Below are 13,907 nucleotides of genomic sequence, written 5' to 3' on the forward strand. Positions count from 1 at the left end.
CCGAGAGCTTATTCTTCTATTATTATCAGGCAACGCCAGGGTTGCCATTTACTTGCCAGGCGGTATTGTTATCTACGGACCCGGTATGTGACACAATTGCTGGGACCCATTGCAACGTGATCATCAATACAACGATTGGTTCTCGGCCGTTGTTTCTAAGAAAGGATTCAAACACGGATACCTGCAGGACACCATTGACGAAGGAGTAGATCTTGTCCCAGAATCATAGCGTTGCGAGAGTGAGGCATTTAACAAATCAAACTCAATCGGTATGAGAAAGAAAAGCATTTTGGTCGGAGTGATTTGTCTTCTGGTTGCAGGGGGTGGTGCGGCGGCCACAAAGATGACAAGTAATATTACCTATATGTATTATTATGAGGAGATCCTTGGGGATCCTTCAACATGCGAGACGGTTGTACTGAATACAGATCCTAGTTGCGACACAGGAGGAATCATTGACTGCGATGTTACCGTTACCGATGTCGGCGTAAGGCAATTATATGTAACGAAAGAGCCGCTGAATAATTTTTGTCTGACGCCCCTGTCAAAAGAATAGATCATCTGAAAATGGGTGGCAATTCCTAAAGGAGTTGCCACTTTTAAGCATGTACATTTAGTCATTTAAAATGGCTTGTTGGTCCGGTTTCGTGTCCCGTATGACCATGACTTTCATGAGTTGCTCGGATTTGACCAATCTCAGCCCATTTCGCTGTAGAGCCTGATCAATATCGCTTTCAGTGAGGATCGGAGTGTCGATTACAATGTCGATGTTACCTTTGATATTGGTACTGTCAACCAGGGGAATATTGTCCGGGAATTCTTCATGTAACAAGTCTAGAATGGTTGAAACTGGAGAGTTTATCAATGTCAATCCCTTGTAAAGGTGATTCGATACATTCCAGGAAGGCTTCCCGCCTTTGGTGGCCAAACGTTCTTTAGCTTCCGGCGTCGCCTCCAATCTCCTGACGGGCATTTGACGGGTTTGGATTTCGACATCATAGCCAAAGTAAGTCACCAAATCCCTTTGCATATCACTCATCAAAGTATATTTGGATGATCGTGACTGTGGGATTTTTAAACTATAACACCAGGCATTTGTGCTGGTAGGAAGAGCTGTAGCAGAATCTGAGAAAAGTGCGGAGTCTTTTGTTTCTGCGACCGGATCGGGCCAAACCCGACCATATAAGGGATCTCCAAAGGGAATAGTATATTCCCCGAAATAGGCGTATTTGTAAAGCATTCGAAGTCGGAGGCCCAGTGCCTCAAATTTTGATGAATTCGGGAAGATGGATCCGGGATTGAAGTACGGCATATCCGGGCTCCAACGTGCCAAAACAGAACGATAGGCAAAGGCCGTATCCTTTCCACCATTGCCAGAGATCAGGAATAAACCTTCCATATTATAGGAAGGCTTAGGCTGATGGGTGGTGTAGACTTTATAAAGTTCGACATTCTTCCCCTTTAGGATGCTATCAAATTGTGGCTGCGATAGATATGTGGTTATTCCGCGAACGATCCCGGACGGGTCGATGATTACAACATAAGGGACGGAGACTATTCCGAGCTGGTGAAATATGACGGAATCAAAGGCTACAGGAAAGCTGAGCTTCATTCTTTTCCGAAGGGCGTCGTAGAAGGGCTGAATTTCATTATTCTGGTCCTGATAACCAATTAACATAAAATCGACGCTGTCCCTGTATTTGTCCCGCCATCGGTTGTATTTGGGAAAACTTTCAATACACCCTGAGCAACTCTTGCTCCAAAAGTCAAGGACCGTCCATCGCCCTTTGAGCTGGCTGATGTGAATATCGGTTGTCTTAAAGTACTTAATATGACTTATGGTCCAATCCGGGCAGAGTTGGCCAGGAATAGGATCAATTTCGCCAGATGGTTCAGTCTGGGCATGGGTTATTGAATGAGCGAAAAACAATAAGAATAAAGAGAATATTGATATTCGAGATGTCCGGTAGATTGGCATAAACTGATAGTTGCTTTATTTTCTCCTTTCGTTTAGTAGCCCTGGTTTTGTGTCAAATTGGGGTCGTTCAGCCGGTCGCTTTGAGGAATAGGGAAAAGACTGTCGGTGGCGGCCCATATACCGTTCTTTGCGGCGCATACACCGGTGGGTCCGCCCATAATCGAATTGATCGTTTGGGATCGCTTCATATCCAGCCAGCGGTGTCCCCATTCAGTGAAATACTCTATTTGCCGTTCATGTTGGATAGCAGTAAGAAGGTCAGCCTGGGTGGTGGCGGTAGTCGGAGGGAGTATGGCCCTGGACCGAATCGCATTTAGGTCGGTCTGAGCGGCCGTAAGGTTATTAAGTTGGGCATTGGCTTCGGCACGGATCAGGTATTGCTCGGCCAAACGAAGTACAACGGAGTATTCGGTAAAGGAGGAAGCTGACTGCACTTTGTATTTAAATGGAAAATAATAGGTTGTTCCGCCTGAAATAATACTGTCGATCCAATTCGCCCGCCGGTTGTCGCCGGGTTCGAAGGCACCGAGAAGCTGGGGGCTAATGGTGCTGGCGTTTTGGGTACCATTTTGCGGATTGGTAGTTAGAATGAAATTGGCGCCTTCGGGGGTATTGAGGCCGGGATTAGCGGGCTGCAATTGCCAGATGGCTTCGGGGCTTTGGATCAAAAAAACGCCATTAAGGCTGTCAAGGCTGTAGAGGGTGGTCTGGTTCAATATGGCGGTTGCCTGGGTAACTGCATCGGAGAAATCCCCGGTATAGAGGTATACGCGGGCGAGCAAGGCCGTCGCGGCGTATTTATTGGGCCTGATACGGAGAGAAGTGACGGCGGTATCTGTCGCATCTACATAATTTTCATTGAGCAGCGACTGCGCCGAGATGAGGTCGGCTACAATCTGCTGATAAACCTGCGCTTCAGGGGATCGTTTAAGGAGGGAGACGGTGGCGTAATCAGTAGTGGTGACAATAGGAACTTCGCCAAACAAATTGACCAGGTAGAAATTCCAATAAGCCCGAGTAAAAAGCGCTTCACCGGTGAGTTGATTTTTTATACTTGGGTATATGGAAGTAGAAGCGTTTAATCCGGAAATGACGGCGTTAGCCTGATAAATTAAATTGTAGGCAGCCGACCAAAGGTTTCCGGAAAACGAAGTGGTAGAGTTTAGAGCGTTCGCATAAAACTGGGTGGCACTGAAATTGGTGGAGTAGTTGGTTAGCTCGTCGGCAGCTAGTCCCAGGTAGTAGGCATAATAATAGGTGTATTGTTGGTTGACCATTTGCGAGTAAATGCTGGTCATCGCTGTGGTGGCGGTGCTACTGTTTGAAAAAACAGTAGCCGTGGTTGTCTGTGTTGTAGGCGGGTTGATGGTGACAAATTTTTTACAACCAGTGTCGGATACAAAAAATAGTAGAATAAGACACCAGGAACGTTTTTTATATGTGAAAGGAGCAAGTTGCATAGTATGAATGTTTATAGAGTTACTTAAAGTGTGAACTGGAGGCCGAAGGTGACGGTACGAAGTGGCGGAAGGGTCAGGCCTTGCGTCTCAGGGTCCAATCCGATATATTTGGTAATGGTCAACAGATTCTGGCCGGATAAAAAGATGCGTAGGACCTGGAAATGGATCCTTCGATCTATGGTTGTGGGAAAAGTGTAGGAAAGAGAGACATTCCTTAGCCGAACAAAGGATGCATTGCTGATAGTCCGGTCGCTTTGTGTAGCATTGAAATAAGCGGTTGTTGCTGTAGATCCGTAGTTCTGGGAAAACATCTGGAAAGCGGCAGTTTGCTTGCTGTTTTGCCAACGGTTCAATACAGCGGTAGACTGATTGGATATGCCGCCGTATCCAAGGATTCCGGGTTCAATACCTGATACAAAAGGGAAATAGTCTCCAGATTGTTTCACAAACTGAAGATAGACGTCGAGCTGGAGGCCATGGTATCGAACGCTGTTCTTCATGCCGCCATACCAACGTTGTGTTTTTTCCGCAAGGAACTGGTAGTCCTGGGGGCTGGATGGCGTGCTGGTTGGGCCATTGCTGCTGGAAAATTCGTAGGCGCCGGTTGAGGAGTTGACGTCGAGATAATGAAACAGGGGCTGCACAAAAAGGGATTTACCGACTTGGTATCGGTAGGCGTAACTTGATCCGGCGAGGTTGGGATAAGAAACCAGCTTGTTGCGGGGAATGGAGAGATTGACACTAGTAGTCCATGTGATTTCATGGGTTCGGATATTGATCGTATTCAACTGGAATTCAACGCCGGTATTTTGAACAACCGCTGGTAAATTGGCCTCTACGGACGTGAAACCTGTGGTCGAAGGGAGAGAGTATCCTACGAGCTGGTTACCCGTTCGGTTGTGGTAATAGCTGGAAGTCAGGAGGATCCTGTCGTGGATGAAACCTAATTCGAGGCCGAATTCGAGCTTTCGGACAAGCTCCCAGCTAAAAGAAGGATTTGCTATGGAGGTTGGAATAATTGTGGCTTGTCCCTGATAAGGATAAGTAAATGCAGAATAGGTGCTGAGGTATTTGTAGTCGCCGATCTGATCGTTGCCAGTGATACCGTAGCTTCCGCGGATCTTTCCAAAACTTAGGAATGGCAGCGAAGTGGCAATGAACTTTTCCTTAAAGAACAGCCAGCCGACGCCGAGGGCACCAAAATTGCCGAATTGTTTGTCAGGGCCGAATCGGCTGCTGCCGTCGCGTCTGGCGGTGGCATTCAGCAAGTATTTATCTTGATATGTGTAGCTAAGACGGGTAAACAGGGCAGCATAATTGTATTGAGTAACTTGGTTGCCGATCACAAAGACGTAGGTGGCCTCGGCGATGTTGGGAATTTGCGCGTCACTGGTATATCCGGCGGCAATTTGGGATATTGCGGAAGAATTGTCTTGATGAAAGGTAGATCCCAGGAGGTAATCGAGCTGTCCCTTACCGATTGGACGGCTGTAGGTGAGTTGTGGTTCCGCAATCCACGAATTGATCTTATCGGTCGCAAAGAGGTTATTTCGCATATTATTGAATGTCGAATAGGCCGGTGGGTATGCGCTCAATGGATAGATCGTGGTTTGGTTGAGCTCGATGGACTTGAAACCTAAATTTCCCTTTATGCGTAGGCCGGGGATGATTTCATAGCTGAGGTTGAGATTGGCCAGGAGGTTGGAGGTGGTTGAGGTGGCTTGTTCATTGAGAACAGCATAAGGATTGTTCCATGTTCCATTTTCCCAGTTGAGACTGCCGTCTTTATTGTAGAGTGTCGGGGCATCGGGAGCAAGAAGGATTTGTGATGCCAGGTCCGATGCAGGCAGCTTGTCGTTATCTTTCAAATAGAAGGCGGTAACAGCGGCATTGAGCTTATTGTCGGTGGAGCGGTGGGTGATACTAAGGTTGGCGGATACCTTTTGGTCTGAGAAACTACCCGGATAAACCGTGGATTGATTGGCGTATGTTCCGTTGATAGAGAATTGCGTTCCCGAATTTCCGCCAGAGAGAGAGGCATTGACGGTGGTGTTGGTCGCAGTATTACCGATGAGTACTTTTTGCCAGTTGGTGTAGCGGGTTGTATCCCAGGTGCCGTTGATGTCGTAGTCGGAAACTTGCGGTGTCTGGCCATCGTTGTTGAAGGCTTCATGCCTCATCTGGAGATACTGTTGGGTATTGAGCAGCGGGGTGCTGTGGTCAATAGTACTAATGCCATGACTGATGTTTATATTTAGACCGGTTTTGCCTTCTTTTCCCTTTTTGGTGGTGATGAGGATGACCCCGTTCGCTCCCCTCGATCCGTAGATGGCAGTGGCGTCGGCGTCCTTCAGCACTTCGATGCTTTCGATGTCATTTGGGTTGAGCAGGTTGAAAGGGCTTAATCCAGTGACCGGGCCAGCGCCGATGTTGTTGTTGGTCATCGTAATAGAGATGAAGGGCACGCCGTCGACGATGTAAAACGGTTCAGTGCCGCTAGCGATGCTGTTGAGTCCCCTTAACTGGATGGTCATTGAGCTTCCCGGAACGCCGGAGGTTTGGGCGACAAAGAGGCCGGGGACCTGGCCTTCGAGTGCCATGATGGGGTCGGAGAGATGCTGATTTTGGATATCTTCAGATTTTACGACGGAAACGTTGCCGGTGTTGAGGCGGTTGGTAGTTGAGTAGTAGCCCTTTATTACGGTTTCATCCAGCTGCCCAATCTTCTTTTTTAGTTGGAGGAACATTGGTGCATTGGCGGAGGTCGGAAATTCTTTTGTTTCATAGCCGATGCACGAAACGATGAGCCATGTTGGCTCTTTGCCGGAAAGGGAGAATTTACCTCTGGCATCGGCAGCCGTTACCCGGCCGGTACCCTTTAGCTGTATGGAGGCGCCTTCAAGAGGCTGGCCATCTTCATTGACGATAAAGCCGTTGATGATGTGGATGGTATCTATTGGAGCATGTGGAGGAGGTGGAATAACGTTAGCCTTATCCGACGCAGGGGCAATGGTAACAAGAACGACCTGTTTCTGATCAGGATGGATGCTGCAGGCGAGTGATTGATGCGCCAAACAGAGACGCAGGGTCTCGTCCAGGCTTTTCTCTTTCACATCCAGTGTAACAGGCCGGGCATTCTGCAACTGATCGCTCGCGTAGATAAAATGGTACCCGGTTTGTTTGGTGATGGATTGAAAAACGTCATTCAAAGGCGCGTTTCGGACATGCAGCGTGATGGTTTGTCCACTAGCGGTTCCAGCGGTAACCTGAAGGGTAGAGAACAAGATCAGCAACATCGAAATCTTCATAATAAGTAGAGTTTCAAGCAGTAGTCTCATCCATGCTGGATGGACTTTCTCATAAGCAAAGATTTTCATACCTTGTTGTCAATTTGGGTTAATTAATAAGGATGCGTAGAAAACGTCTTAATTCTAAGCCCGAATGTTCGCAGGAAGTGTTGCAAGCGCTTCCTGTTTTTATTTTGGGTTGAACAATGCTAACTAATCTGATAGGCGGGCTTATAGGTTATGAAGGGAACAATGCGCGAGGGATAAAGGGTAATTTAATTGAGGGTGAGTAGAAACACACCCTTTTTATAGGTACAGATCAGACATGAGAATGAGAGTTCTTCGGTTAGTGATGCTAGTTGAGAGCTAAGACTTGGGTTTTAAATCCGGGCTTGCCCGCTCGTCGTGACCAGTTTCGGACAACGAAACGGAGAAAGAACTGGTGGTTGGAGGAAGACACTCTTTTTCGGTACAAACCTGATAGTCAACAGTGCCGGTGAGCTGCACCGTCGCATGACCGCGGAGCCGAACGACTTGCGTAAAGACGACGTTGCCGCTGTACTGATCCTGGGCAATACCAGTTTCCTCGTCCCGATAGTGAAACAACTTCCCCTCTTCTTTTACCGGTCCTTCATAGGTCAGCAAAGGGCTATTTAGAAAATGGAAGGACGTAGCCGTGGGTTTGACCGTCGTTTTTTTGGGTTGCCGCTGCGCGTAAATATGCCAACCTTCATCGAGGGCGGCATGAATGATGAGGCGAAAGACGTCGTTTCCGACTTTATCGACCTGATAGGTCCAGTGGACCGGCTGCGGAGTGTCGCCTGTATGAAAGGCAAGCAGGGCAAGGGCGTTGAGCAAGAATATCCTCATGACTGACTGGTTTTATTCGCGATATTTCCTGATATCCTGATAGCTGCGGGTTATCTTTTTATAGTGACGGTACGGCCTTCGATCTGAAAATGTACTTCGTTTGTCTCTTGCATCATAGCCAGCACCTGGCTGATGGGTGTGTTGCGCGAGATATTGACGGAAAATTTTGTCGCGGGTGCGTCCAGTGAAAAATTCGGGACAATGTCGTACCACCGGCTTAAGGTACGCATGATGGTATGCAGCTCCACATTATTAAAATCAAAGCCACCCTTAGTCCATGCGGTCACGGCTTCGAGGTCGACCTTTTCGCTGACGGTGAGCGGTGCAGAGCCTCCGGTTCGGGCCTGCTCCCCGGGTGTGAGGAGTCGTTGGTCGCCGGTGGGGGTGAGGACTCTGACCGAACCGTCGATAAGCGTCGTCGCCTCGGTGAGTTCGTCATCGTAGGTCTCTACATTGAACCGGGTGCCGAGCACCTGGATGGCCTGACCAGTGGTATGGACGATAAAAGGATGGCGGCTGTCCTTGCTGATCTCGAAGTAGGCTTCGCCCCGAAGGGATATTTCGCGGCTGGCGCCGGTAAATTGAACCGGGTATTGGATGCTGCTGGCGGAGTTCAACCAAACGGCGGTTCCATCGGGGAGAATGAGGCGGTAGGTATCGCCGCGGCGGGTGGATAATGTATTATAGAGGGTTTGGTGCGGACGGTGGTCGCTAGCGGATTGATAGATCAATGCGCCGGTGGAACTGTTGCTGACTAAAGCATTTCCTTGGGTGGCGATGACCTTGCCGCGGTGCGTGCTGTCGATAATAATCTGCGCTCCGGTAGAAAGCGTCAGCACGGCGTGATAGCCACCGGGAGGGACGTCGTGGACGAGGGCGATAGGTTGTTGGATAACGGGGTGAGGACGATTTATCCGGGCAATGATCCAATAAGAGAGCACGGCCAAGAGCACTGCGGCGGCGACGGAAGCCGCATAACGGAGAATGCGGAGCCGAGCCGGCCGTTGACGGATACCTATTTGGTTCCGGAAACGTTGAAGGCGGGCGGGAGCCAAATCCTGTGCTGTCCGATAGTATTCCAGGAGCCGCTGAAGATAGGCGGCATCTCTGAGTTGCTGAAAGTCGTCACGGGTGAAGAGGACATCGTCCAGGTGGGTTTCCAATTGCGCGATCTTTTCTTCATCCCATTGACCGGTGAGCTTCTCATGAAGAAGAATCTCGGTGATCAGCGCTGCGGCTTCTGATTCATTATTGTCTCTATTCTTCGATGTCTCGTCCATGGGTGGCGTTTTTTTTGCGGGCGTGCTCGCCTTTCAAGTAAAACGGATGATGGTACAAAACGCGGCATTATTTTTCCATTATTTTTTTAAATTAAAATTAGGAATCCTAAATAAAATATTTTAAACGACTATAGGCTCCGATGAGCCCAAAAATTACGTCTGATCAGGAGACCAGACTAGACATAGCAGCTGTGGGGTGTTGCAACAGGTCAGTGTGAAGTATTCCAAGGATCGTCGCTACCATAGCGACGCCAATATTCTCTTCCAGTCGGCCGGCCAGGAATGCCCTGGCGCGGGTAAGGTCTTTTCGGATGGTGGCCTCGGATTTACCCGTTAGATTAGCGATCTCCCGGGTTTCCTTTCCTTCTAATTTGTACAGCACCGCTTTTTTCTGCGCCTTGGGGAGCTTTTCGATAGCAGCATCTAATAAAGCGACAACCTCCACTTCCAGCCATTTCTTTCGCGCATCAAAGGGTTCTTCTTCGGTTTCGATAACTGATCGGTATTCTGCTTCGAACCTTCTTTTTGTCCCCAGGCCCCGGGTGTAGTCGATCACAAGATTATTTACGGAGCGCCGGAGAAACCCTGCCAATGCAGAATCATTGTTGAATTGATATTTTTCCTTTACAGGCCATAAGTTCTCCCAAAATTGGCTGACCAGGTCCTGGGCAATATTCCAGGTATCATTTCGACCGCCAAGTAAACTGTGGGCAAATACGACCATCTGGGGATCGTACTTCTTAAATATCCAGTCAATCGTGGTTCGATCGATCCGGATGACAAGTCCCTGCTCAATATGGCGGTCTGCCTCTTTCATATTGTTTCCCGGTAAACCCGTTGGCTGTTCTTACAATTTCCTCCTTGTCTATTATCGTATCGCTTAATGGATCAAGTCAGCCCTAAATTACCTCTTTTTCTCACCCTTGCCATTGGCCACTGTCGCGATCCGGCAATCGTGCGGTGGTCGACAGCGGCCTTTATAATACAATAATAAGTAAAATAACTTAGGTATTTGTACGTAGAGGTGAGGTTACCCGTTAATGGATGGTGAAAATGCAAGGTATTGTAATTCAATCTGTAGTAATAGGCCGGCTTAAGTTGTGGATATTCTTTGGCCACAGTGCGCAGCTTATGCGGGATTGTTACGTTTTAAGTGGAAAGGCTGGAAAATCAGCGGCTTGCGGGAATAACAATTTTTCTGGATAGCAAGTACAGTGATGTTTGACTAAGGCTCGCGGGTGAAGACTGATTTTGCGAAGTCGTGAAAGGAGGGGGAAAACCAATGGAGCCGGATTATCGGCTTCCGGTCCCGCCTGGCATTCCCAAATTGATTGTTTGTTTACCAAACAATTTAACTGTTGCTGGGTTACCAGCTGAAGAATCAACTGGTCGTTTGTTCTAGCACTATGATGACTATTACCAGAATACGTTTGCTATGCGGTAAAACCTATTTGGAAATAAATAAGACCCGAAAAGAATTCTTTGGGAGCTGCTGCTCCCAGGGTAAGATTGTTTGTGCCGCTTGCCGCCCGGGATACAAATCACTTACTACGAGGATACATAATAACTGCTATCATGAGAATGAGTAACGAAAGGAAATTAAAGACCTTGAGAGTTATTTGGGGCGCTGTTGAAGACGAAACAGGCCTGATCGAGCGATTCAAAGAGGGAAATATGGAAGCAAGGCAGCGAATTTTTGAGCGCTTTTATGCGATGCTTTGCTTTTTTTTGAGCCTGTTAATCGACGAAGACGATGTCATAAAAGAGGAGGTCTGGAAAATATATATTGAACTATTTAAAAAGGCGGCGGAATTTGAAAATCTGGACGAGATCGAAGATTGTCTTTTTGAAAGTGGTCGGAAATTTTGCCGGAACTATTTTGGGAAAATGGGATCGATAACCGGTCAGGCATTGGAAGACAAAATCAATGGGGCGATTATTTTGGCCAAATTGATCAAGCTGCGCTACTGTTGGCAAAGGGGGATCATCACCAGGGAAAGGCGAAAGCGGGATGAGGGGGATCGTTTATTTGCTTTGGCGTTTAGCCCTTAAATCAGAACTTTCTCATATCAGATGACTCCAAAATGGAGCATTCGAATCGCTACTTTTTCTTCTTATTTTTTTTATCAGCCTCATATTGTTCATATACGAGCCTTATTATCGTTAGATCATCTGTTTCTATGAGCGCGGCAATCCTAAAGGTATCTTTATAGGTGAATTCTTCTGGATGTGCTAGTAGCCTGGAAAAAGTCTGGTGGTGCATACCAAGGTCTTTTGCCAGTGTACTTTTAGGCAATGTTTCCGTTATTTCCCTGAAGGTTTTAATATACCCCCCCGAGATTAGATTTTTTACGGTAACATATCGCTTATCCTTGGGCATTTTACAAAGAAAGGGGCAAAGTCTTTAACGTACATGCGACGCGTCATATATTAGCATATATGATGTCAAAAATTGACATTAATAACGTCGCAAAGTGACAAATTTCAAAAAGAGTTCTATATTTGGGGAGAAATATATCTTTGCGAATTGCATAACTGAATTAGTGCTTTCGCTTTTATTCTCGTCATAGAAACGTCGAAATTTCAAAGGAAACGAGAGGTAAAGTGAAGGGCTCACGTTTTGGCGTGGGCCTCTCTCTTATTCGTTTCCGGGCTTTCGACGGCCTCTATGACGGTAAGGAGGGCCTGCGCCTCTTTTTTGGCACTGGCCCATTGTAAATATAACTCAAGAACTGGCTATGTTAACACCAAGTCATATCAAAGGAGGGCTTCCCGACTTTATTCTTGTTGCAGAACTAAAGGGCGACGACGAAGATGCGTACAATGCCTTAGTCATTAAACACCAGGATTTTTCCAATAACCATGCCTTTACATTGACAAAGGATCGAGGACGTGCTTTGACACTTTCCACGCTGGCTTTTCGACACATTTGGAGGTCAAGGCACATGATACCAGATGAATTTATGAGTTGTGTGGCCCCGCCGTTTTGGATTTATATTGCCAAGGTCCTCCATGCCTATTTTGACGTGCTGAAGGATGTGGATTATGATAATCCATTTGGCGAGGATTAAAATCTTGAAAACCAAGGAGTTTAGGTAAGTGGCAGTTCTTCGCGCGGAATGAGGTAAAGCGCAGCATCAACGGCGCAATGGCTATGAAACTTGTTCTCATGGCGCAAGAAGCTATGAAATAAGAACTCCGGGGAGTGGAAGCCAGCCTGTTATGTGGTCTGTAATTACTTCACCCACAACCCCGTTGAACGCATCATATTTATGCCAGGTGCCATTATCTGCATTATAGAGGGCTAGGTATCTAAAACCGTACATGCCGTGCCCCGTATCCTTCATGATGGATATCAGATAGGTTTCTGTTTCTGCGGGTTTCTCTTTTGGGAAAAGCTTCCATTCCATGCGGGTTGTTTTATTAGTTTAGTTATGATTGAATCGTGCCTCATGCTTTTGAAGCGGTTTAATATAAGGATAAAGCAACTCGCCACGGGACGTGATTAACAGTTGGAGAACATACTTGGCTATGGTGTCATAGATCATGTGCTCTATTTTTTCCGACCTGTGGAGCGAATCTTTGTGATCCCCAGGCAGATCAAGTAGTTGCCGGACCAAGTCATGGCTAGCAGGGTCGTCTCCGATGATGTTATTCAGTTTGAGAATTTGGTATAGGTCGTCGAATTGGAGTATTTCTCTGCGGCTTCCTTCGTGATTGTCGCCTAAGATGAGGACCAGGTAGGGAGCGTCCTGACCGATGGGCACACTAACAGTGATTTGATAACCGTTTTTGGCTACGTATTTTATGAGGAGGGGTATATTGATATCCATTCTTTCCGGTGATTACGTCTGGTAAAAAACGATATTCTCCGTGAAAAGTCAACCGTGAAAATACCTTTTTGTTTGGATAGTTCAAAATAGGTGTTTTCACGGGAAAACAAATGGCTATTCATTTGTATTATTGAGTGAATAGGATACCAAAATGAAAAAAATTCTGCTTATCTTCCTAGTACTTTTCTCCGCCTTGTATTCCTTTTCTCAGGCCCCATCGGTAAATAACCTAGTCAACACAAGGCTAGTTGCGCCACCGAAACAAGATACACCAACCCGTGTATACCTGGGTCTTTTTAGACACTATCAAATTCTGCTGGATAGCGCTCGGGATCAACGCAGGGATTCGGAACGTGTTTTTCTTAGACACCCGGAGAATATCCCGGCCAGTCTAAGTACGCTGCTTGATAATTTTACAAAGACTGAAAAGACGTTTCAAGATTCTGTCAACTGGTACAAGTATGCATATGATTCAATCGTTTACGAGCGCGGGAACTTTCGTTTCTGGTTCCCTACTGCGGTACGGGCCTTGCGACCTGCTACCTTTACTAATTACGCTTCGGCGCAAGGCGATTTCAATGTAATTAATCTTGTGCAATTTCAGGCGCAGTCAGGAATAGCAAGCTTATATGCCGAATTATTAGCCACCAATATTGGTCATCTGCGGATAAGTTTCGGATCGCTGATCTCCGCCAATAATGATTCCAGTTTACAACAGCAGACTCTGCAATCGTTCCTTGCTGGAGGTGGAAATGCGGTATTAAACGTATATTACCCAATAGCCTATGTTCGGAAAAACTTTTTCACCTTTCTTTGGGAATATTCACCAAAGATAGGCGGACAGATACCAGGGATGGGCACCTATAATAACAATGTCACTGGCAACGGTCAACTTCTTGCTTCGGATATTTATGTTGATTTTACATCCTTTGATAATACACTAGGCGTCTATGGATTTTTAAGGGGTAGTTATACTTTTGGCAGCAGCGACTTTTATAATAACCTGAATGTTCCTCATAAGATATTTGGTCTTCTTCAGCTTAATGCGGGCCTGGTGCTGAATTCGAATATTCGCATCAGTGTCTCCGGACCTTTAGCCAGTACATCCGGTAATCTATTGCGTTTTCCATGGCAAATCGGAGTTCAATTAATGCCATCAAGCTCAAAGAAATCTGGGTAAAGGCCTTCCTGTCTCACAA

Annotated in this window: 12 protein-coding genes; 4 read left to right on the top strand and 8 right to left on the bottom strand. The window is 46.8% G+C overall.

Annotated elements, in window-relative coordinates; all coding sequences use genetic code 11:
• Positions 1–271: 271 nt before the first annotated feature.
• A complete protein-coding gene (locus tag EDB95_RS07405; protein WP_133992175.1) occupies positions 272–556 on the top strand; it encodes a hypothetical protein in 285 nt (94 codons plus the stop codon).
• A gap of 57 nt (positions 557–613) precedes the next feature.
• On the opposite strand, the gene EDB95_RS07410 is transcribed toward EDB95_RS07405, so the two are convergent.
• From EDB95_RS07410 to EDB95_RS07435, 6 genes are all read right to left on the bottom strand, one after another.
• Positions 614–1,978, bottom strand: coding sequence for a TlpA family protein disulfide reductase (locus EDB95_RS07410; RefSeq protein ID WP_133992177.1), 1,365 nt, complete (start codon positions 1,976–1,978; stop codon positions 614–616).
• Between the two features lie 32 nt (positions 1,979–2,010).
• Positions 2,011–3,438 carry a RagB/SusD family nutrient uptake outer membrane protein gene (locus EDB95_RS07415; protein WP_133992179.1) on the bottom strand — a complete coding sequence of 476 codons (1,428 nt, stop codon included), beginning with the start codon at positions 3,436–3,438 and terminating at the stop codon, positions 2,011–2,013.
• Positions 3,439–3,461: 23 nt separating this feature from the next.
• Entirely contained in the window at positions 3,462–6,815 is a 3,354-nt protein-coding gene (locus EDB95_RS07420) for a SusC/RagA family TonB-linked outer membrane protein (RefSeq protein ID WP_133992181.1), read from the bottom strand.
• 276 nt (positions 6,816–7,091) lie between these two features.
• Entirely contained in the window at positions 7,092–7,595 is a 504-nt protein-coding gene (locus tag EDB95_RS07425; RefSeq protein WP_133992183.1) for a protein-disulfide reductase DsbD domain-containing protein, read from the bottom strand.
• A gap of 50 nt (positions 7,596–7,645) precedes the next feature.
• Positions 7,646–8,875, bottom strand: coding sequence for a FecR family protein (locus tag EDB95_RS07430; protein WP_133992185.1), 1,230 nt, complete (start codon positions 8,873–8,875; stop codon positions 7,646–7,648).
• Between the two features lie 163 nt (positions 8,876–9,038).
• Positions 9,039–9,692 (bottom strand): RNA polymerase sigma factor, encoded by a 654-nt coding sequence (locus EDB95_RS07435; protein WP_133992187.1) that lies wholly within the window; start codon positions 9,690–9,692, stop codon positions 9,039–9,041.
• A 758-nt stretch (positions 9,693–10,450) separates the two neighbouring features.
• Between EDB95_RS07435 and EDB95_RS07440 the strand changes: the two genes are divergently transcribed.
• Positions 10,451–10,927, top strand: coding sequence for a hypothetical protein (locus tag EDB95_RS07440; RefSeq protein ID WP_133992189.1), 477 nt, complete (start codon positions 10,451–10,453; stop codon positions 10,925–10,927).
• Between the two features lie 49 nt (positions 10,928–10,976).
• On the opposite strand, the gene EDB95_RS07445 is transcribed toward EDB95_RS07440, so the two are convergent.
• Complete coding sequence (locus tag EDB95_RS07445) at positions 10,977–11,255, bottom strand: hypothetical protein (RefSeq protein ID WP_133992191.1); 279 nt, start codon at positions 11,253–11,255, stop codon at positions 10,977–10,979.
• A gap of 358 nt (positions 11,256–11,613) precedes the next feature.
• On the opposite strand from EDB95_RS07445, the gene EDB95_RS07450 reads away from it, so the two are divergent.
• A complete protein-coding gene (locus tag EDB95_RS07450) occupies positions 11,614–11,946 on the top strand; it encodes a hypothetical protein (protein ID WP_133992193.1) in 333 nt (110 codons plus the stop codon).
• Between the two features lie 111 nt (positions 11,947–12,057).
• On the opposite strand, the gene EDB95_RS07455 is transcribed toward EDB95_RS07450, so the two are convergent.
• Complete coding sequence (locus EDB95_RS07455; RefSeq protein ID WP_133992195.1) at positions 12,058–12,285, bottom strand: hypothetical protein; 228 nt, start codon at positions 12,283–12,285, stop codon at positions 12,058–12,060.
• A gap of 574 nt (positions 12,286–12,859) precedes the next feature.
• On the opposite strand from EDB95_RS07455, the gene EDB95_RS07460 reads away from it, so the two are divergent.
• The gene (locus EDB95_RS07460; protein ID WP_133992197.1) at positions 12,860–13,888 is read left to right on the top strand and encodes a hypothetical protein; all 1,029 of its coding nucleotides are present in this window, start codon (positions 12,860–12,862) and stop codon (positions 13,886–13,888) included.
• Positions 13,889–13,907: the final 19 nt, after the last annotated feature.

This window comes from Dinghuibacter silviterrae (assembly GCF_004366355.1).
In the GTDB taxonomy this organism is placed as follows: Bacteria; Bacteroidota; Bacteroidia; order Chitinophagales; family Chitinophagaceae; genus Dinghuibacter; species Dinghuibacter silviterrae.

Bases quoted from the DNA above. Each gene is read 5' to 3' on its own strand.
- EDB95_RS07450 (WP_133992193.1), top strand. From the start codon at position 11,614: ATGTTAACACCAAGTCATATCAAAGGAGGGCTTCCCGACTTTATTCTT.
- EDB95_RS07445 (WP_133992191.1), bottom strand. From the start codon at position 11,255: ATGCCCAAGGATAAGCGATATGTTACCGTAAAAAATCTAATCTCGGGG.
- EDB95_RS07430 (WP_133992185.1), bottom strand. From the start codon at position 8,875: ATGGACGAGACATCGAAGAATAGAGACAATAATGAATCAGAAGCCGCA.
- EDB95_RS07405 (WP_133992175.1), top strand. From the start codon at position 272: ATGAGAAAGAAAAGCATTTTGGTCGGAGTGATTTGTCTTCTGGTTGCA.
- EDB95_RS07425 (WP_133992183.1), bottom strand. From the start codon at position 7,595: ATGAGGATATTCTTGCTCAACGCCCTTGCCCTGCTTGCCTTTCATACA.
- EDB95_RS07455 (WP_133992195.1), bottom strand. From the start codon at position 12,285: ATGGAATGGAAGCTTTTCCCAAAAGAGAAACCCGCAGAAACAGAAACC.
- EDB95_RS07420 (WP_133992181.1), bottom strand. From the start codon at position 6,815: ATGAAAATCTTTGCTTATGAGAAAGTCCATCCAGCATGGATGAGACTA.
- EDB95_RS07460 (WP_133992197.1), top strand. From the start codon at position 12,860: ATGAAAAAAATTCTGCTTATCTTCCTAGTACTTTTCTCCGCCTTGTAT.
- EDB95_RS07435 (WP_133992187.1), bottom strand. From the start codon at position 9,692: ATGAAAGAGGCAGACCGCCATATTGAGCAGGGACTTGTCATCCGGATC.
- EDB95_RS07415 (WP_133992179.1), bottom strand. From the start codon at position 3,438: ATGCAACTTGCTCCTTTCACATATAAAAAACGTTCCTGGTGTCTTATT.
- EDB95_RS07440 (WP_133992189.1), top strand. From the start codon at position 10,451: ATGAGAATGAGTAACGAAAGGAAATTAAAGACCTTGAGAGTTATTTGG.
- EDB95_RS07410 (WP_133992177.1), bottom strand. From the start codon at position 1,978: ATGCCAATCTACCGGACATCTCGAATATCAATATTCTCTTTATTCTTA.